General features: G+C 69.7%; 14 protein-coding genes. 10 read left to right on the top strand and 4 right to left on the bottom strand.

The genetic code is table 11. The features are described 5' to 3' along the window. The first annotated feature begins 4 nt into the window (after window positions 1-4). The 3 genes from IBX53_RS00180 to IBX53_RS00170 all read left to right on the top strand — a co-directional run bounded on the left by IBX53_RS00180 (window position 5) and on the right by IBX53_RS00170 (window position 2,841). Window positions 5-436: a hypothetical protein gene (locus tag IBX53_RS00180; protein ID WP_290903572.1), complete on the top strand. Its 432-nt coding sequence runs from the start codon at window positions 5-7 to the stop codon at window positions 434-436. A 291-nt stretch (window positions 437-727) separates the two neighbouring features. After that, window positions 728-2,320 (top strand): ABC-F family ATPase, encoded by a 1,593-nt coding sequence (locus IBX53_RS00175; RefSeq protein ID WP_290903571.1) that lies wholly within the window; start codon window positions 728-730, stop codon window positions 2,318-2,320. 98 nt (window positions 2,321-2,418) lie between these two features. Beyond that, entirely contained in the window at window positions 2,419-2,841 is a 423-nt protein-coding gene (locus tag IBX53_RS00170; RefSeq protein WP_290903569.1) for a CopD family protein, read from the top strand. Between the two features lie 35 nt (window positions 2,842-2,876). Here IBX53_RS00170 and IBX53_RS00165 read toward each other — a convergent pair whose 3' ends face one another. Further along, on the bottom strand, window positions 2,877-3,335 hold the full coding sequence (locus IBX53_RS00165; RefSeq protein WP_290903567.1) for a DUF2231 domain-containing protein: 459 nt from the start codon (window positions 3,333-3,335) through the stop codon (window positions 2,877-2,879). Window positions 3,336-3,359: 24 nt separating this feature from the next. Between IBX53_RS00165 and coxB the strand changes: the two genes are divergently transcribed. From coxB to IBX53_RS00140, 5 genes are read left to right on the top strand one after another with little or no spacing between them, the layout of a single operon-like run. Then, window positions 3,360-4,433, top strand: coding sequence for a cytochrome c oxidase subunit II (gene coxB / locus IBX53_RS00160; protein WP_367171512.1), 1,074 nt, complete (start codon window positions 3,360-3,362; stop codon window positions 4,431-4,433). Further along, window positions 4,430-6,958, top strand: a complete 2,529-nt coding sequence (gene ctaD / locus IBX53_RS00155; protein ID WP_290903564.1) for a cytochrome c oxidase subunit I — start codon at window positions 4,430-4,432, stop codon at window positions 6,956-6,958. Before coxB ends, ctaD begins: the two co-directional genes overlap by 4 nt. Then, window positions 6,955-7,311: a hypothetical protein gene (locus IBX53_RS00150; protein WP_290903561.1), complete on the top strand. Its 357-nt coding sequence runs from the start codon at window positions 6,955-6,957 to the stop codon at window positions 7,309-7,311. The genes ctaD and IBX53_RS00150 overlap by 4 nt, the downstream gene beginning before the upstream one ends. Window positions 7,312-7,321: 10 nt before the next feature. Further along, window positions 7,322-9,658 carry a cation-translocating P-type ATPase gene (locus IBX53_RS00145; RefSeq protein ID WP_290903559.1) on the top strand — a complete coding sequence of 779 codons (2,337 nt, stop codon included), beginning with the start codon at window positions 7,322-7,324 and terminating at the stop codon, window positions 9,656-9,658. 51 nt (window positions 9,659-9,709) lie between these two features. Then, window positions 9,710-10,963: a GspE/PulE family protein gene (locus IBX53_RS00140; RefSeq protein WP_290903557.1), complete on the top strand. Its 1,254-nt coding sequence runs from the start codon at window positions 9,710-9,712 to the stop codon at window positions 10,961-10,963. A 64-nt stretch (window positions 10,964-11,027) separates the two neighbouring features. On the opposite strand, the gene IBX53_RS00135 is transcribed toward IBX53_RS00140, so the two are convergent. After that, window positions 11,028-13,430 carry a xylulose 5-phosphate 3-epimerase gene (locus IBX53_RS00135; protein ID WP_290903555.1) on the bottom strand — a complete coding sequence of 801 codons (2,403 nt, stop codon included), beginning with the start codon at window positions 13,428-13,430 and terminating at the stop codon, window positions 11,028-11,030. A gap of 208 nt (window positions 13,431-13,638) precedes the next feature. Here IBX53_RS00135 and IBX53_RS00130 point away from each other — a divergent pair, with 208 nt between their 5' ends. Then, window positions 13,639-14,253, top strand: coding sequence for a murein L,D-transpeptidase family protein (locus tag IBX53_RS00130; protein WP_290903553.1), 615 nt, complete (start codon window positions 13,639-13,641; stop codon window positions 14,251-14,253). A 178-nt stretch (window positions 14,254-14,431) separates the two neighbouring features. Then, the gene (locus tag IBX53_RS00125) at window positions 14,432-14,695 is read left to right on the top strand and encodes an Lpp/OprI family alanine-zipper lipoprotein (protein ID WP_290903551.1); all 264 of its coding nucleotides are present in this window, start codon (window positions 14,432-14,434) and stop codon (window positions 14,693-14,695) included. 116 nt (window positions 14,696-14,811) lie between these two features. Here the strand turns inward: IBX53_RS00125 and IBX53_RS00120 are convergent, their stop codons facing one another. Next, window positions 14,812-15,837 (bottom strand): L,D-transpeptidase family protein, encoded by a 1,026-nt coding sequence (locus IBX53_RS00120; protein ID WP_290903549.1) that lies wholly within the window; start codon window positions 15,835-15,837, stop codon window positions 14,812-14,814. Between the two features lie 201 nt (window positions 15,838-16,038). Then, window positions 16,039-19,488: a transcription-repair coupling factor gene (mfd, locus tag IBX53_RS00115; protein ID WP_290903547.1), complete on the bottom strand. Its 3,450-nt coding sequence runs from the start codon at window positions 19,486-19,488 to the stop codon at window positions 16,039-16,041. Window positions 19,489-19,701: the final 213 nt, after the last annotated feature.

Here is a 19,701-nt window from a genome sequence, read left to right as displayed (position 1 = left end):
CATCATGACCGATCAGATGCTATCCCCCAAGATGCTGGGCTACTGGACCGAGGAGACCCTCGGGGAGGCGCCGGACGAATCCGGCATCTACTGCGTGTTCCGTGCGGCGAAGGACCCCGAGACCGAGGAGATGGACGTTCAGGAGCTGCTCTACGTGGGCGAGCATCGCAGCGCCCGGTACGGCATCCAGCACGACGAGATGCGGGAGACGTGGCACGCCTTCCCGCAGCCCGACGAGGAGATCTGGTATGCCGTGGGCCTCTGCGGCAGCGCCAACCGCGAGCGCCTGGCCGCGGCGATGATCAACGCCCACAAGCCGCGCTTCAATGCCAAGAGTCCCTACCTGGAGCGCTTTCCCTTCGACGAGACCACGGTGCATATCTACGGCAAGAAGCACAAGCTGCAGAGCATCTTCAACGTGGAGCGTCAGGACTGAGTCACCCTCCTGCGGCATGATGCGCGGCCCCGGCGTTTCGGGCCGGCCAGGGCTAGCGCCGTTATCTATAGCGAGGGGCGCCGGGGACAAGCCGAAGGGGAGGTCCTACGCCAGGGATGGCGTCGGTAGCGTACAAGGAGGTATTCACAGCGCCTCCCCGCAGGCTTGTCGCCGGAACAGCCCCGAGCGATTCAGCCATCTTCAATGGCCCTTTCGGGTCCCTCCACGGTGTGACGCGCGCCTAGAACCGGTACAATCGCGCCCCTTCCATGCACCGACCGGACCCTCTCCTTGATCTCCACCGCCAACATCACCATGCAGTTCGGGGCCAAGCCCCTGTTCGAGAACGTCTCCATCAAGTTCGGCAACGGCCACCGCTACGGCCTGATCGGGGCCAACGGCTGCGGCAAGTCCACCTTCATGAAGATCCTCGGTGGCGACCTGGAGCCCTCCTCGGGCCAGGTGATGGTCGAGAACGGCGCCCGGCTCGGCAAGCTGCGTCAGGACCAGTTCGCCTACGAGGACGAGCGGGTCATCGACACCGTGATCATGGGCAATGCCGAGCTTTCCCGGGTGGCCGCCGAGCGCGAGCGCATCTACTCGCTGCCCGAAATGAGCGAGGAAGACGGCATGGCGGTGGCCGACCTGGAGGTTCGCTTCGCCGAACTCGACGGCTATACCGCCGAGGCCCGGGCCGGTGAGCTGCTGCTGGGGCTCGGCATTCCCCTCGAGCAGCACACGGGGCCCATGAGCGAGGTGGCCCCGGGCTGGAAGCTGCGCGTGCTGCTGGCCCAGGCGCTGTTCGCCGACCCCGACGTGCTGCTGCTCGACGAACCCACCAACCACCTGGATATCAATACCATTCGCTGGCTGGAAGGGATGCTGAAGGCGCGCAACAGCACCATGATCATCATTTCCCATGACCGCCACTTCCTCAACAGCGTCTGTACCCATATGGCAGACCTGGACTACGGCGAGATCCGTCTGTTCCCGGGCAACTACGACGAGTACATGACCGCGGCCACCGCCGCCCGCGAGCGCCAGCATGCCGACAACGCCAAGAAGAAGGCGCAGATCGCCGATCTGCAGGCCTTCGTCAGCCGCTTCTCGGCCAACGCCTCCAAGGCCAAGCAGGCCACTTCCCGGGCGCGCCAGATCGACAAGATCAAGCTCGAGGAGATCAAGCCCTCCAGCCGTGTCAGCCCCTTCATCCGCTTCGAGCAGGCGCGCAAGATCCATCGCAATGCGGTCAACGTGGAGGGGCTCACCCAGGGTTACCCCGGCGAGGCGCCGCTGATCGAGCGCTTCGGCATGACCGTGGAAGCCGGCGAGCGCATCGCCATCATCGGCCCCAACGGCATCGGCAAGACCACGCTGCTGCGCACCCTGGCCGGCGAGCTTGCGCCGCTGTCCGGCAGCGTGAAATGGACCGACAGCGCCGACCTGGGCATCTTCGCCCAGGACCACGCCGACGACTTCGCCAACGACGCGACCCTGTTCGAGTGGATGGCCCAGTGGACCGACGGCGGGGAGCAGGTGATCCGCGGCGCCCTGGGGCGGATGCTCTTCTCCAGCGACGATATCGGCAAGTCGGTCAAGGTGATCTCCGGCGGCGAGCAGGGGCGCATGCTGTTCGGCAAGCTGATCCTGACCCGTCCCAACGTGCTGCTGATGGACGAGCCCACCAACCACCTGGACATGGAGTCCATCGAGGCGCTCAACCTGGCCCTGGAGAATTACCCGGGCACCCTGATCTTCGTCAGCCACGACCGCGAGTTCGTCGCCTCCCTGGCCACCCGCATCCTCGACATGAACGAGTCGGGGATCACCGACTTCAGTGGCAGCTACGATGACTACCTGAGAAGCCAGGGCCTGTTCGGCTGATCGGCCACGGCGTTGAGGTGGCATTTGGTGGCTTCGGCGCCGCTGGACTAGGGTGAGGGTGTTGCCGGCCGCGGGCCGGCGTCGTCGCAAGGACGCCCATGCCCTGGATCAAGTTCCTGCATATCATCGCCCTGGTGAGCTGGTGCGGGCTGCTGCTCTACCTGCCGGCGCTGCTCTGTCAGCTGGCCCGGCCGGAGCGAGTGGCCCAGGGCTTTTCGCCCGCCGCGCCGCCGCTGCCACGCCTGCTCTACAACAGCCTGGCGAGCCCTGCCGCGCTGCTCACCATTGCCTCAGGCACCCTGCTGTTCCTGCTCCACGACCTGGCCGGCCCCTGGCTGGTGCTCAAGCTGCTGGCGGTGAGTGCCATGGTGCTGGCTCACGGGCTGTGCGGCTGGCTGCTGCTGCGCCTGGAGCATGGTCAGCCAAGGTGGGTGGCCGCCGGCGCCATGCTGACTGGCGGCGTTGCCGGGCTCGCCATGCTGGCGGTAGTCGGCCTGGTGCTGGCCAAGCCGGAACTCTGAGCCCGGGAGAAGAGCGAATGTCGAGTCGTCTGCCGTCAGTCGTCCAGATCCACGCCCACCGCGTGTTCGTAGACCAGCTGTCCGCCAAGAAAACCGGCCAGGGCGATAAGCGCCGCAGAGGCCAGGCTCAATACCAGCCCCCAGGGCAGCAGGGCCTCCCCCGCGAAGCGCCACAACCAGTTCAGGGAGGCCAGCGAGAGCAACACCACCGCCACCATGGCGTGGCTCCAGGCGGTGATCAGGCGGCGAATGCGCTTGACCGTCACCAGATCGATGAGGCCGGCCAGGCTGGCGATCCAGCCGCCGAAGGCGCCCACCCCGGCCAGCCACAGCGAGGCGCGGGTCCAGAAGGGGTCCCCCGTATAGAGATAGCCCAGGTCGCTGGCGACCAGGGCGAGCAGGGCGGCCACCGGGAAGTGAATCATCACGGGATGCAGCGGGTGGCCCGCAACGGCGGCGCGGCTGTGGATGGAGCGCTGGGGGGGCGTTGGCATGGCGGCGTCCCTGTCGATGGCGTCATGGGTGGCGTCCCCCTCAGTGAAGGACGCGGCGGCCGACGGGTCAACCCGGGTCCGCCGCGCCGGGCGCGGCTCGAAGGGGCGGGCGGGGCGCTGGCAGTGGCGCTCACCATGGGGTTGGCCGGCTGCAGCGGTAGCCACTCGATCCTCGCCCCGGCCGGGCCCGCGGCCCGGGACGTGGCCTGGCTGTGGTGGGGCATGCTGATCGGCTTCGGCCTGGTGTTCCTGGCGGTGGTGGGCCTGTGGCTGGCCGCCTTCCGCCCGCGTGACCGCGCCGAGCCCGGCCCCGGCCAGGAGCGCCGCCTGGGGCTGGGCTGGATCCTGGGTGGTGGCATCCTGCTGCCGGGGGTGAGCATCCTGGTGCTGCTGGCCTTCGGGGTGCCCACCGGGCAGCGCCTGCTGCCCCTGCCGCTGCCCGGGGGAGAGGCACCCAGGGTGATCGAGGTCACCGGCCACCAGTGGTGGTGGGAGGTGCGCTACCCGGACGAGGCGGGCGAGGTGGTCACCGCCAACCACCTGGTGATGCCGGCGGGCGAGCCGGTGGACTTCCACGTCATCGGCGCCGATGTCATCCATGCCTTCTGGGTGCCGCGCCTGGGCGGCAAGATCGACATGATTCCCGGGCGCATCAACCGCATCCGCCTGGAGGCCGACGCCCCGGGGGTGTTCGGCGCCCAGTGTGCCGAGTACTGCGGTGTCCAGCACGCCCATATGCAGCTCCACCTGGAGGCCGTGCCGCCGGAGGACTTCGAGGCCTGGCTGGCGGCCCGGCGTGGGCCTCCGCCGGCGCCTGCCGACGAGCATGCCCTGGCACGTGACACCTTCACTGAACAGTGCGCCAGCTGCCACCGGGTGGCGGGGCTCAGCCAGGGCGACGTGGGGCCGGATCTCACGGACATCGGCGCCCGCGCCACCCTCGGCGCCGGCACCCTGGCCATGGAGAAGGGCGCCATTGCCCGCTGGCTTGCCGAGCACCAGCGCCTCAAGCCCGGCAATCGCATGCCCGCCCATGACCATCTCGCGCCCGAGGCACTCGAGGCCCTGGGCGCCTGGCTGGAGACCCTGCGCCCATGAGCGAATCGATGCGGCCGACCCCCGAGGCCGAGCACCTGCACCAGGAACTTTCGGCGGTCTGGGGCAACTCGCCCGGCTGGCGCGGCAGGCTCAGCGTGGTCAACCACAGCACCCTGGGGCTGCGCTTCATGTTTACGGGGCTGGTCTTCTTCCTGCTCGGCGGGGTGCTGGCGATGCTCATTCGCACCCAGCTGGCGCTGCCCGACCAGGCCTTCATGTCGCCGGAGATCTATGCCCAGGTCACCACCATGCACGGCACGGTGATGATGTTCCTGTTCGCCATCCCCATGCTGGAGGGGCTGGCGATCTACCTGATCCCCAAGATGATCGGCGCCCGGGACCTGGCCTGTCCGCGGCTCACCGCCTTCGGCTACTGGTGCTATCTGTTCGGCGGGATCATCCTCTTCGCCAGCCTGCTGCTGGAGATGGCCCCGGACAGCGGCTGGTTCATGTATACCCCGCTGAGCAGCAGCGAGTACGCCCCCGGCCCGGGCTCCGACTTCTGGCTGCTGGGCATCACCTTCGTGGAGATCTCGGCGCTCTCCGCCGGGGTGGAGCTCACGGTATCGATCCTGCGCACCCGGGCGCCGGGCATGGCGCTGCATCGCATGCCCCTGTTTGCCTGGTACATCCTGGCCATGGCGCTGATGATCGTGGTGGGCTTCCCACCCTTGATACTCGGCAGCGTGCTGCTGGAGCTGGAGCGCGCCGCCGGGATGCCCTTCTTCACGGTGGCCGGCGGCGGCGATCCCATCCTCTGGCAGCACCTCTTCTGGCTGTTCGGCCACCCCGAGGTCTACATCATCTTCCTGCCGGCGGCGGGCATCGTCTCGACCCTGATCCCCGTGTTCGCGGGACGCCCCATCGTCGGCTACGGCTGGGTGGTGGCAGCCATCGTCATCACCGGCTTCATCAGCTTCGGGCTCTGGGTGCACCACATGTTCACCGTGGGCATCCCCCAGCTCGCCCAGGCCTTCTTCTCGGCGGCCAGCATGCTGGTGGCGGTTCCCACCGCCATCCAGGTCTTCGTGTGGCTGGCCACGCTGTGGCTGGGCCGGCCGCGCATGACCCTGCCGATGCTGTGGGTCACGGGCTTTCTGGTGATTTTCGTCTGCGGCGGGCTCACCGGCGTGATGCTGGCGCTGGTGCCCTTCAACTGGCAGGTCCACGACACTCACTTCGTGGTGGCCCACCTGCACTATGTGCTGGTGGGCGGCATGTTCTTCCCGCTGCTGGCCGGGGCCTACTACTGGCTGCCGCTGGTCACCGGGCGCATGCCCTCGGAACCCCTCGGCCGCCTCGGCTTCTGGCTCACCTTCCTGGGCTTCAACCTCACCTTTCTGATCATGCACTGGACCGGCCTGCTTGGCATGCCGCGGCGCGTCTACACCTACGACAGTGCCATGGGCTGGGACCTCTACAACCTGATCTCCTCCATCGGCGGGTTCATGATGGCGGCGGGCATCGCCGCGGTGCTGGTGGACCTCGTGCTCCACGGCCGCTACGGGCGCCGCGCACCGCCCAACCCCTGGGGGGCCGATACCCTGGAGTGGAGCCTGGCGATGCCGCCGGCCAGCTACAACTTCGCCAGTCTTCCGCGGGTGGAGAGCCGCCATCCGCTGTGGGAAAGCCCCTCCCTGGGGGAGGAGATCGCCCGGGGTGAGCATGCCCGGCCCGGTGCCGCCCACGGCCGCCGCGAGCTGTTCGGCAGCGAGGCCCTGACCGGTCGGGTGCGCCAGGTGATCCACTTGCCTGGCAACAGCCTGCTGCCCCTCTACGCCGCGCTCTGCCTGGCGGTGGTCTGCGTGAGCCTGCTCACGCGTCTCTATCCACTGGCGCTGCTGGGCCTGGCCGGCGCCGGGGTGCTGCTGCTGCGCTGGTCCTGGGAGAACGGTGGCCACTCCCGGGCCGCCCCCCTTCGGCATGATGAACCCGAGGACCCGCCGCTGCACTCGCGTACCGCCGACGGCCCCGGGCGCTGGACCATGGGGGTGGCGCTGCTAGCCGACGGCGCCTTCTTCCTGTCGCTGCTGTTCGGCTGGTTCTATCTGTGGACGGTCTCGCCCGAATGGCAGATGCCGGCGCGCTCGCCTCTCTCGCTGCCGCTGCTGCTGGCCTCCGGGGCGGCCCTCACCCTGGGCAGTCTGTGGCTGGAGCGGCGGGTGGCGGCGCTGAGGCGCGGCCGTGAGGTGGGGCTGACCCTGGCGCTTGGCGGCATCGCGGCGCTGGGCGGGCTGCATGTGGCGCTGCTGGTCCTGGTGCTCATGGTCGCGGGACTGTCGCCCACCGCCACGGCCCACGACGCCACCCTGCTGGTGGGACTTGCCTACCTGCTCGCCCACGGCGGGTTGGCTACCGTGCTGGCCGCGCTGCAGGCCTGGCGCGCGGGGCTGGGTCTGGTCGGCGCCCGGCTGCCCTTCGAGCCCGGCGTGGTGGCGCTGCTGTGGCGCTACCAGGTGGGCGTCTACTGGATCCTGGTGGCGGCCATCGCCCTGCTGCCGCGACTGACGGGAGCCGGCCCATGACGCCGTTGCGCCGATGGCTGGCACCGAGCCATCCCGTCCAGCTGCTGCTGGGCCTGACCCTCTGGAGCCTGTGGTTCGTGTTGCTCTACGCCGGCCTCTCGGTGGCCTGTGAACTGGCGCCACCGTCGCCGGGGCAGGGCGCACTCACTGGCATCAACGCCTGGCTAGCTGTGCTGACCCTGGCCATCCTGGCACTGCTCGGCTGGCTGGCCTGGCGGGGGCTGGCGGTCGGCCGGGCCAGCGTGGGCAGGCCGCGCTTTATCGCCCTGGTGGGTGCCGGGCTGCATCTCTATTCGGCGGCAGGAGTGGCCTTCGTGGGGCTGCCCCTGGTGGCCCTGCCGCCCTGCCTGTAGGGGAGTGCCCATGGCCGCTCCTGACGCCTCTCTCGATGTCGAACGAGATTCCCTGACCGAGGCCGACCTTGCCCGGGCCGGTGAGGCCCAGCTGCTGCGCTCGGTGGAGGGCATGTGGTGCACCAGCTGCGCCCTGGCCATGGAGCACCGCCTGCGCCGCCTGCCTGGAGTGAATCGTGTGGGGGTGGACTACCTCTCCGCCACCCTGATGGTGGAGGGGGCGGCATCGGCCGTGACGCCTGAGCGTATCGGCGCGGCGGTGGGGCGGCTCGGCTATCGGCTCTGCGCGCTCGAGTCGGCGCCGGATGCCCGCACTCGCCTGGACGTGGAGAGCCGTGACCTGGCGAAGCGGCTGATGCTTGCCGCGGCGTTCGGCATGTGGACCATGCTGGCGTCACTCCTGATCTACGCGGGCGCCCTGCCCGAGGTACGCCTGGAGCGGGTGTTGGCCTGGGTCTCCGGCGCCTTCGCGCTGCCGGTGGTGACCCTGGCCGCCTGGCCCTTCTACCGCGCTGCCTGGCGCACCCTGCGCGCCGGGCGGCCCGGCATGGATGCTCTGGTCTCGCTGGGCGTCATCGGGGCGCTGACGGTCTCCCTGTGGCTGCTGGGGCGAGGCTCGGCGGAGGTCTACTTCGATACCGCGGTGATGCTGGTGGTGCTGCTGCTGGCGGGGCGCTGGGTGGAGACCCTGGCGCGCTATCGCGGGCTGCGCGCCCTGGAGGGGCTGGCCCCGCTCCCCGAAAAGGCCTGTCGCCTCCCGGCGGGTGGTGAGGGCGAGACGGTGCCCCTCGCCGAGGTGGCACCCGGCGAACGGATTCGCGTGGCGACGGGGGAGACGCTGGCGCTGGATGGCGAACTGCTCGACGCCGAGGCGCGGCTGGATCTCGCCCTGCTCACCGGTGAGAGCCGCCCGCGCATCCTGACCCGAGGGGCACGGCTCTCGGCGGGGTGTCGCAACCTGGGCGAGCCCTTCACCCTGCGGGTGACCGCCGGGGTGGGGGCACGCCGCCTGGATGGGCTCTACCGCCAGGTGCAGGCCCTGCAGGCGGGGAAGGGCGAGCTGCGCCGTCTGGCCGAGCGCTTCGCCGCCTGGCTCAGCCCCGTCGCTCTGGCCCTCTCCCTGGTCACCCTGGCCGCACTGCTGCTGGCCGGGGTAGCACCGGAGGAGGCCGCCGTGCGGGCGCTGTCGGTGCTGGTGGTGGCCTGTCCCTGCGCGGTGGGCCTGGCGGTGCCGATGGCCAGCCTGGCGGGCACGGCTCGAGCGCTGGAGGCCGGCGTGGTGTTTCGCGACCCGGCGGCCCTGGAACTCGCCGGCCAGGCTCGCGCCGTGGCTTTCGACAAGACCGGCACCCTGACCCGTGGCACCCTGCGCCTCGCCGCCCTGCAACCGGCCGCGGCCACGAGTGACGAGCACCGGAGCAACGAGCGTCTGCTGGCCCTCGCGGCCCGGGCCGAGTGGGGCAGCGAGCACCCCCTGGGGCTGGCGATCCGTGCCGCCGCCGCCGAGGCGGGGATTGCTCCGGGGCAGGCGCCTGTGGCGATTGTCGAGCACCCCGGACAGGGGCGTGAGGTCCGGGACGCCGACGGCAGGACGCTGCGTATCGGTTCCTTTGGCTGGCTGGTCGGCGGGTCTATAGACCAGGGAACGGCGTCGCCCGAGCGCGAGGCGGGTCCTCCCTGGGCCAGCGAGGTCGTGCTCTCCCGTGACGGGGCGTGGCTGGCCACCCTGTGGCTCGAGGACGAGCCCGACCCATCGGCCCCGGCGACCCTGACGGCGCTGCGCCGCCAGGGCCTGGCGCTGGCGCTGATCAGCGGCGACCGCCCGGCGCTGGTGCGCCGCCTGGGCGGGCGCCTGGGGCTCGAACCCGAGGCCTGCTTCGGTGGGCGCTCGCCGGAGGCCAAGCGCCACCTGGTGTCGGCGCTGCCGGGTCCGGTGCTCTACGTGGGGGATGGCATCAACGACGCCCCGGCCCTGGCCGCGGCGACGGTGGGGGTGGCCACCGCGGAGGCCAGTGCGGCCGCCAGGGACGCCGCGGCAATCCAGCTGCTGGGGGGTGGCGTGCAGGGCGTGCCGGCTGCCATCGCCATCGCCCGCGCCACCCGCCGGGTGATGCACCAGAATCTCGCGCTCTCGGCGCTCTACAATGCCCTGGCCCTGGGGCTCGCCGCCTGGATGGTGATTCCGCCCCAGGTGGCGGTGCTGGCCATGGTGACCAGCTCGCTCTCGGTGGTGGGCAACGCCGCTCGGTTGGGGCTGGGCGGGTCTCCCGAAGCCCCCGCTCCTCGATCCATGCCTCGACTCGCCTCGTCTGGCCCCGGGCGGGCAGGCCCCGGGGATCGCGCCTAGGCTGAGAGAGCCCGCACCCGCGACGGGTGCCTCCGACCGAAGAGGATTCCAATGGCCGACGAGACGACCCGACACGCCAATCGCCGCCTGCTGCCCAGGCTGAGCCCGCTGCTGGAGACTCCGCCTGCCGCCGGCGACGAGGTGCTGGAGGCCCACGCCCTGCTCGAGGATGCCATGCATGCAAGGGCCACCGATATCCATCTGGACCCCCACCAGGAGCACCTGCGCATCCGCCTGCGCATCGATGGCCGGATCATCGAGGCGCTGCGCGTCGATGCCGGTACGGGGGCTCGCCTCATCAACCAGTTCAAGGTGCTGGCGGGCCTCAACCCGGTGCCGTCCCTGGCCGCTGCCGAGGGCAGCTTCAGCTGGCCACCCGGCGAAGAGGGGAGTGAGGAGACCTTCCTGAGGGTCACCGCGGTGAGTTGCGTGGCGGGCGAGAAGATGGCGATCCGTTTCCTGGCGCCGCCTGAGACCTTCCGGGACACCCTGTCCCTGGGCATCGGCGAACAGGGCGCCCGGGGGATCCTGCGCTGGATGGACGCGACCGGGGGCATGCTGCTGGTGGCTGGCCCCACCGGCTCGGGCAAGACCACGACCCTCTACACGCTGCTCAACCAGCTGCGCCTCACCGATAGCCACGTGATCACCCTGGAGGATCCCGTGGAGTACGAGATCCCCGGGATCAACCAGATCCAGGTGGACGAGGCCAGCGGCCTCGATTTCGCCAGCGGTATCCGCTCGCTGCTGCGCCTCGACCCGGACTATGTGCTGATCGGCGAGATCCGCGATCCCGACTCCGCCCGGGCCGCCCTCAGCGTGGCCGGCAGCGGCCGCTCGCTGATGGGTACCCTGCACAGCCGCGATGCGGTGGGGGTGGTCTCCAGCCTGCGCCACCTGGGGCTGGGGGACGCCGAGATCAGTGCCAACCTGGGGCTGGTGGTGGCCCAGCGCCTGGTGCGCCGGCTCTGCGAGCACTGCCGGGAGCGCGGGCCCCTGCCCGAGCGCGAGGCCGAGTGGCTGGAGGCCATGGGGGTGGCGCTGCCCGAGGAGGCCTGGCTGCCCGGCGGCTGCGATCGCTGCGACGGCCTGGGTTTTCGCGGTCGGACCGGGGTCTTCGAGGTGTGGCAGCCCACCGCCGCCGATCACGGCCTGATCCTGCGCAACGCCGATGAGTCGCGGCTGCGCCGAGCCCTGCTGGAGCGCGGCGAGACGCTGATGCTGAAGGACGGCCTGACCAAGGCCGAGCAGGGGATCACCAGCCTGCGCGAGGTGCTGCGCATGGGGGCTCTGCTGCCCGCTTGAAAGGGGTAAGGGGTAAGGGTTGCTGCGGGACAGGCCCTCATCGATGTCCTTCCCTCGCTCCTCGTCACGGGTGACGCAGCACCTCCGGGTCGCCCTCGCCGGCCAGGGCGTCGCGCTCGGCTTCGCCGAGCAGGGCCTCGAGGTCGAGTCCGGCCACCTCGCTCGCCGCCTCCAGCACGTGAGCCCAGGTGGCGCGGTTGGCAAACAGCATGCCGAAGGTATCCAGAGTACCCCCACGGTTGCGATAGCCCAGGAAGCGGGTTCGCGTGCCGGTATCCAGCGGACGCAGCACGCCGGCCAGGGGCTCTGGGCGGCAGTGGGCGAGAAACACCCGGGCGGGCACCTCCGGTACCAGGGTGCTGAGCCGGCACTGGCTGAGCACCGCCGTCGCCTCGTTCTCGTCGCGGGCCTCGCGCAGCCTGCCTGGCGCGTGGATCACGTAGAGGCTGGTGGCGATGCCGGCGGCCTCCAGACGGGCGAGGGAATGGCGCATCTCGATCAGTTGGTAGGCGCCCACGGCGAACAGCTGGACGCGCGGGGCGTCGGCTTCGTGCAGACAGATCAGACCATCCTCGGTGAGCCGCACGGCCTGTTCGGGTGTCAGCCGCACCGGTACTGGGCTCTTGGGCACCACCATCACCGCGATGCGCCCGCGGCTGGCATAGAGCTCGAGCAGGGCGGCGACGGCGCTGGGGGCGTCGATTGGGAAGAGCGTGGGCGCCACGTCATCCATCTCGCCGAGCCACGCCTCGCACAGGGTCGGGTCCTGGTGAGACTGTTCGTTCTTGCCGTTCTCCCAGGTGTGGGAGCTGGCCAGCACCGGCAGCGACAGCCAGCCGGGCGGTCGACCCGCCTCTCGGCAGTGGCGGGCGAAGATCGCCTCCTGTCGCATGGCGCCGAGCATCTTGACGGCGAAGGCCTCGTAGCTGGCCACCAGGTTCAGCCCCTGCTTGTTGGCCAGCGCCGCGCTGACCACCGCCTCCTCGTTCAGCGCCGTGATCACGCAGCCGTCCAGCGCCTCGGCCACGCCCTTCTCGGGCTCGGTGACCCTATGCTGCAGGCGGTCCAGTGTGTGGTTGAGGCGGTTCGAACGCATCTCGTCGGGGTTGCCGACCCGCACCCGCAGCTCGGGGTTGGTGTCCACCAGGGCCACGAAGGCCTCGTCGATGGCGGCCATGGGGGAGACGGCCTCACCCAGGGGCCAGTGGGGAAGCTCGGGAGGAACGGGAAGGGCCGGGTGAGGGTCGGCCAGGGGGTGGTCGCGCTCGCGCACGCGGCCGCTCTCGGCATGATTGTTGAGGGTGGTGATGGCGGCGCGCAGCTCCTCCTCGGGTACGTGCAGTGCCCGAGCGCCCTCATTGAAGGCGGCGCGGGCGGCCTCGTCCGCCGAGGGGTTGCCGCCCAGCGGCAGGTTGTGGGCGGCGTTGGTGCCGGCCCCGGGAAAGCCGAAGCCCTTGACCGTCTCGGCGATCACGTAGGGCAGGCGCAGCGGGTAGCGGCCACGACCGTTTCGGGCCTGCCCGGCCTGGTCGGCCAGTTCCGCCTCGGCGGTGAGGATTCCCCAGACGAAGGCGGCGGGGTCGCGGCCGTCGATGGTCAACGGGGCGAAGCCGTTGAGTACCAGATGGTCCTCGAACCAGTCGGTGCCGCCGGACTGGCTCATGGTAGTGCGCTGGTCGATGCGCCGGCCGTTGGCGATCATCACCGGCACCACCGGGCCCGAGTCCTCGGCGCGCCACCAGCGCGAGGCCCAGTCGCTGCCGCGCTGCTCCTCGAAGGCGCCGTCGCTGAGGAAGGCCACCAGATGCTGGCCAGGCAGCGGCATGTGCACGTACTGGAGCCCGGCGAAGCCGAGATAGCCCCCCTCGCCCACACCGCCGGCGGTGTGGGCGTTGACGTGGCTGCCCAGCGGCGAGACGGGATGCCCGTCGGGATCCACGGTGCAGCGGTAGAAATCGTTGACCAGCTGCGTCAGGCCGGCCCCAGTCAGGGCGTAGCGAGCGGTGTGGGCGGGGCCCATGTTGTCCACCAGCAGGTTGACGGCGTCGATGGCCGCCACGCAGTGCCCCTGCCCCATCAGCCAGCTGCGCGTCAGCTCGCCCATGGCGTTGGCGGCGAGATAGCCCACGTAGGCGGGCACCATGTTGAGCGCGCCGCCGGTGTGCCCCTCGGGGGTGGGCTTGAAGTCCTCGGTGGTGAGCGGCTCGCCGTCCAGGCGCACCCGGCGGGCGTAGGTCATGTGGGCCACCAGCCACATGCCCATGCAGGCGAGGCGATCGGCGGCGGCGAGGCGCTTGAGCCAGGCCCGGCGGCGCGCCGGCTCGGCGGCATGGTGCGTCAGCAGCTGGCCGATGCGCTCGATGGTCACCGCGTCGTGCTGGATCACGCCGTGTCCCGCGGCCCAGGTGGCGAAGTCGGGATCGTCGGCGAAGGCGGCGGGAAGGGCGGGGCGGTTCGCTCGGGTCATGGGGGCTCCTGGTGGGTTAACGCGAGGCCTGACGCGGGAGGCGGGTCGAGCCGCCGTCTCCCCCCCCCCCAGCCTAGATGGCGCCGCGCCGGGTGGCCATGCTCTGGATCAGCGCCGGCCGCGTTGAGCACGGGACCTGACAGAAGGGGGCTGGGTGCGCTATAAACATTGGAGATTCACTCACCTTCCCGGCTCGAGCGACCTATCGATGACTCCGCTTTCCCGTCGCCGTTTCACCCTGCTGGCCCTGGGCGCACCCGTGGCGCTGCTCGGGACCCAGGGGGCCTCCGCCAACCTGATCGAGACCGTGCTGTCTCGTGCCCATGTGCCCCGCCATGACGACGAGGTGTGGGTGCTGGTAGACGACCGCGAGGCGACTCTCACCCTCTACCGAGGCAACCGCCAGTTGGACCGTTTCGCCCCGATCTCGCTCGGCCGTGGCGGCGCCAGCGCGGCGCGGCGGCGTGGCAGCAACGTCACGCCCCTGGGTGAGTTCCGGGTCAATCGCTTCAACCACGAGAGCGACTGGCACATCTTCATCGGGATCGATTACCCCACGCCGTCCCATGCGCGCATGGCACTGGAGGAGGGGGTCTTTACCCAGCAGGATTACGACGACTACTACGACTACTACCGGCGCCAGGGGTATCCACCCCAGCAGACTGCCCTGGGCGGCTTCATCGGTATCCACGGGATCGGCAAGGGCGACCCCGCTATTCACCAGCAGTTCCACTGGACCCAGGGGTGCGTGGCGGTGACCGATGAACAGATTGAACGGCTCGCCGCGCTGATCGACATTGGCACCCGCGTCGTGATCCGCTAGGCTGTTACTTGCGTAAGGGAAGATCAAAGCTATGGACAAGCGCGTTTGTCTATAATAAAACAGCGTTTGACTCCTGTGCTAAGCAGCACAAGTCGCTGCAAGATGGCCTGCTCGTGCAGGAAGCCTGACCTCAGGCAATCACCAACGCAGTACCCAAGGAAGACTCAAGGAGAACACCATGACTCTGAAGACCACCCTGAAGCTGACCGCCGCCGCTGCCTCCCTGGCCATTCTGGCTGGCTGTGCCTCTAGTGGCGCCCTGGAAGAAGTCCGCCAGACCGCCGAGTCCGCACAGGCCGACGCTGCAGAAGCTCGCAGCATCGCTACCCAGGCTCAGAACACCGCCAACCAGGCACAGCGCGACGCCCAGGCGGCCCTGCAGATGTCCGAGCAGAACCGCGACGAAATGAACCGCATGTTCCAGCGCTCCATGCAGAAGTAATCCTGCCGGAGTGCCGGTGCTGCCCTCGGGCAATAGCGGTTCTGCACCACAAGAAGACCCCGCCTCGGCGGGGTCTTCTTGTTTCGAGGTTCTTGTTTAAGGTATCGGGTCGGCCGTTACCTCACGCTGAGCTCCAGCTCGCCGCCGAAGAGGCTTTCCACCTCGGGAGAGGGCGTGGCGGGGGTGGGGGCTTCGTCGGCGGTGTGCAGCAGCGAGACGATCAGCCCGTCGGGCTGCTCCACCAGTTCGCGCAGCCGGGCGTAGTCCACCGGTGGCTTCTCGTCGCCGAAGGCCCTGGCCACGGTCTCGATGGCGTTGAGCAGCGGTTCGACGCTGCCCTCGTTCTCCTCCAGCGGCGGGAAGGACTGGGCATAGAGGGTGCCATCCGGGGCCCAGCCGGCCTTGAAGGGCTGGTCGATGATGTTGACCCGGGTGCCGCTGGGCACGCGCTCGTAGAGCGACTCGATGTCCTCGGGGAACATGCGGATGCAGCCGCGGCTGGCGCGCATGCCGACGCCGTCGGGACGGTTGGTACCGTGGATCAGGTAGCTGGGGATGCCCAGCAGGATGGCGTGACGGCCCAGCGGGTTGTCCGGGCCTGGGGGGACCACCGCGGGGACCGGCTCTCCGCGGGCGGCGGCTTCGGCGCGCATGGAACGGGGCGGCGACCAGGCCGGGTCCTTCACCTTGACGGTGGTGCGGGTCACGCCCACCGGGGTGCCGAAGCCGTCGCGGCCCACGCTGATCGGGTAGGTCTCCACGACCCCGGGAGCGGAATAATAGTAGAGCCGCATCTCGGAGAGGTTGATCACGATGCCTTCACGCTCGGCGTCCGGGAGGATGTGCTGGTCGGGGATCACGACCTCGGTGCCCTCGAAGGGCGCCCAGATGCTGACGTCCGGGTTGGCCATGCGGATGGCCTCGTAGCCCACGTTGTGGGTACGGCCCAGATCGACCAGGGTGTCCCCCTCCTGGACCGTGATCGTGTATTTCTCGCCGATCACATTGCCGGATTCCGGCAGCGGGAAATGGCCTCGGGGCCGGTCGCGCTCCTCAGCCAGGGCGCCGGTAGTGAGCAGGGCGGAGAGGCCCAGAGTAATGGCGCCGCGGACCGTGCGCCTTGCCAGTATCGGGATGTTCATCAACGTCATTCTTCTCGTGTGGGGCGCCGACCCTGGGGTCGACGCCAACCATCGTCGTGGGCGCCCGGCGCTCCCTGCCTGTCGCCGTCGGTTATCGGGTGCGATGAAACGCTCAACCGACAGTGTAGATTGCCCCGAGTCGTCACGGTACGCCAGCCCTGCGCGCACCCCTGGATCGCGACCCGGGGATCATCAGCACGGTCAGGCGGCTTCGGCCTTGCGGTTGAGAGTCTCGAGCAGCTGTTCCAGGGCCTGGAAGCGGGCCTCCTCGTTGCCCATGGTCGCCTCGAAGCGCAGGGTGTCGGCGCCGTCGAGGCGATAGCGCGCGGGTTCGCGCTGGATCAGTTCCACCAGGGTCAGCGGATCGACCCGGGTGTGGCCGCCGAAGATCACACGGCCGCGCTCGGGGCCCGCCTCCAGCTTCACGATGCCCAGCTGCTCGGCGCGCTGGCGCAGCTTCGTCTGGCGCAGCAGGGTCTTGACCGGTGCCGGCAGCAGGCCGAAGCGGTCGATCATCTCCACTCGCAGCTCCTTGAGCGCCGCTTCGTCGGCGGCGCTGGAGATGCGCTTGTACATCACCAGGCGCTGCTGGACGTCATGCAGGTAGTCGTCGGGGATCAGCGCAGGCAGGTTGAGGCTCACCTCGACCCCCTCGTCCAGCGGGGCCTCGATGTTGGGCGTCTTGCCGGCGCGAATCGCCGCTACGGCGCGGTCGAGCATCTGCATGTAGAGGCCGTAGCCGATCGCCTCCATCTGGCCGCTCTGCTCCTCGCCGAGCAGCTCGCCGGCGCCGCGGATCTCCATGTCATGGCTGGCTAGGGTGAAGCCGGCCCCCAGCGCCTCGGCCCCGGCGATGGCCTCCAGGCGCTTGACGGCGTCCCGGGTCATGGCACTGGGCGGCGGCGTCAGCAGGTAGGCGTAGGCCTGGTGGTGGCTGCGCCCGACCCGACCACGCAGCTGGTGCAGCTGGGCCAGGCCGAACTTGTCGGCGCGCTCGATCAGGATGGTGTTGGCGCTGGGTACGTCGATGCCGGTCTCGATGATGGTGGAGCAGACCAGCACATTGAAGCGCTTGTGGTAGAAGTCCGACATGATGCGCTCGAGTGCCCGTTCCGGCAGCTGGCCGTGGGCCACTCCGACCCGCGCCTCCGGTACCAGTTCGCGCACTTTCTCGGCGGCTGTCTCGATGGTCTTGACCTCGTTGTGGAGGAAGTAGACCTGGCCGCCGCGCAGGATCTCGCGCAGGATGGCCTCCTTGATGATCGGCTCCTCGCGGCGCTGTACGAAGGTCTTGACCGACAGACGCCGCGCCGGGGGCGTGGCGATGATGGAGAGGTCGCGGATGCCGCTCATCGCCATGTTGAGGGTGCGCGGGATCGGGGTGGCGGTCATGGTGAGGATGTCCACCTCGGCGCGCAGCTGCTTCAGGCGCTCCTTCTGGGCGACCCCGAAGCGGTGCTCCTCGTCGATGATCAGAAGCCCCATCTTCGGCAGCTTCATCGACTTGGCGAGCAGCTTGTGGGTGCCGATGACGATGTCCGCCTGACCCTCCTCGATGCGGCCCATGGCGGCGGCCTGGCCCTTGCCGGCGGTGAAGCGCGAGACCAGTTCGATGTTGACCGCGGTATCGGCGAAGCGGTCGCGGAAGTTCTCGAAGTGCTGGCGGGCGAGCAGGGTGGTGGGCACCAGCACCACCACCTGGCGGCCGGAGTGCACCGCCAGGAAGGCGGCGCGCATCGCTACCTCGGTCTTGCCGAAGCCCACGTCGCCACACACCACCCGGTCCATGGGCCTGGGGGCGGTCATGTCCTCGATCACCGCGGCGATGGCGGCGCGCTGGTCCGGGGTCTCCTCGAAGGGGAAACCGGCGGCGAAACGGGCGTACTCGGCGTCGGGGGGCGCGCAGGCAAACCCCTCCCGGGCCTCGCGGCGGGCGTAGATGTCGAGCAGCTCGGCGGCGGTGTCGCGGATCTTCTCGGCGGCCTTGCGGCGGGCCTTCTCCCACTGGTCGGAGCCGAGGCGATGCAGCGGGGCGAGTTCGTCGTCGGCGCCGGCATAGCGCGATATCAGGTGCAGGCTCTCCACCGGTACATAGAGCCTGGCGCCTTCGGCGTACTCCAGGGTCACGAACTCGGCGGCCTGGCCGCCGGCCTCCAGGGTCTCGAGCCCCGTGTAGCGGCCCACGCCATGGGTCTGGTGGACCACGGGAGAGCCGGTACGGAGCTCCGAGAGGTGGCGAATGGCCAGTTCGTCGGCGTCGGTGGCCTTCTCCCGGCGGCGAGTCTGGCGCACCACCTCGCCGTAGAGCTCGGACTCGCTGATCACGACGAGGTCGGGCTCGGTCAGCCACAGGCCGGCCTCGAGTTCGCCTTCGGTGATCGCCATGGCGCTGTCGCCGGCGAGGAAGTCGGCGAAGTCAGCCACGTGGGGCAGGCTGAGGCGCAGGGGGGCGAGGACCTCCTCCAGGGCCTCGCGCCGCCCGCGGGATTCCGCCACGAACAGCACCCGGGACAGGGCGTGGTCGGCGAGAAACGACGACAGCGCCGCCAGGGGGGCCTTCGCCCTCGCGTTGATGCCCACTTCGGGGAGCGCCTGGCTGGCGGGGGCGAGGGCGTGGCGATGCTCGACGTCCTCGGTAAGTGCCACCCGGGGGTGGCACCTGATGGCGCCGAACACCTCGGCCACCGGCACGAAGGCCCGGTGGGGGGGCAGTAGCGGTCGAGCGGGGTCGACGCGGAGGTTCTCGAAGCGGCTCTCGATGGCCGCCCAGTGGTGCTCTGCGGCGGCGTGGACGTCGGGCATCAGGGCGACTCGCGTGCCTTCGGCGAGGTGTTCGAAGAGCGTCGCGGTCTGTTCGAAGAACAGTGGCAGGTACTGTTCCAGGCCAGGCGAGGGGATGCCCTTGAGGGCATCCACATAGAGCGGGCACTGGCGCGGGTCGACGTCGAAGAGGGTCTCGAAGCCCTCGCGGAAACAGGCGATGGCGCTACGCGACAGCGAGTATTCGTGGGCCGGCAGCAGTTCCACCGCCTCGACCTTCTCCTGGCTGCGCTGGGTGTCCGGGTCGAAGCGGCGCAGGGTGTCGATCTCGTCGTCGAACAGGTCGATGCGCAGCGGCGCCTCGGTGCCCATGGGGAAGAGGTCGATCAGGGCGCCGCGCAGGGCGTACTCGCCGGGTTCGAAGACGGTCTCCACCGCTCGATAGCCGGCCCGGGAGAGCGCTTCGCGAAAGCGTTCGCGATCCAGTCGCTGGCCCACCTCCAGGGTGAGTACCCGTCCGGCGATGTACTCCACCGGCGGCAGGCGTTGCATCAGGGTGTTGATGGGCACCAGCACGATGCCATGCTCGCCGTCCTGCAGGCGGCGCAGGGTGCGCAGCCGCGCCGAGACGATGTCCTGGTGGGGGGAGAAGCTGTCGTAGGGCAGGGTTTCCCAGTCGGGGAAGGGCAGCACCGGCACTCGGCTGTAGAAGGCGAGTTCGCTCTCCAGGCGCAGCGCCTGGGCGGTATCGGCGGTGATCACCAGCAGCGGGGCATCCTCGGCCAGGCGCGCCAGGGCCAGGGCGGCGGCGCTGCCATGGGGGGCCTGCCAGTAGAGGGTGTCGCGCACGCCTTCGGGGCGGGGCGGATCCAGCGGCGAGAAATTGAGCATGGTCACGTCGGTTGGCTAACGACGGGCGGGGCCCGCCTGGGTCCTGGGTGGGTTCGATGCACGTATGATACCAGATCCCAGGCGGCCGCCGATTTGTAGTCGCGCGGGGCCCTTTTCTGGGGCATTTGTGTAATGCCGCTACAGCGGCTGCGACCATCCTGCGATTGACCCCGGGGGCGGGCTCCGGATAATGGCGGCGACCCTTCAACCCCA

It is taken from the genome of Halomonas sp., assembly GCF_014859505.1.
GTDB lineage: Bacteria > Pseudomonadota > Gammaproteobacteria > Pseudomonadales > Halomonadaceae > Halomonas.
This window is presented reverse-complemented; position numbering and strand designations above follow the sequence as displayed.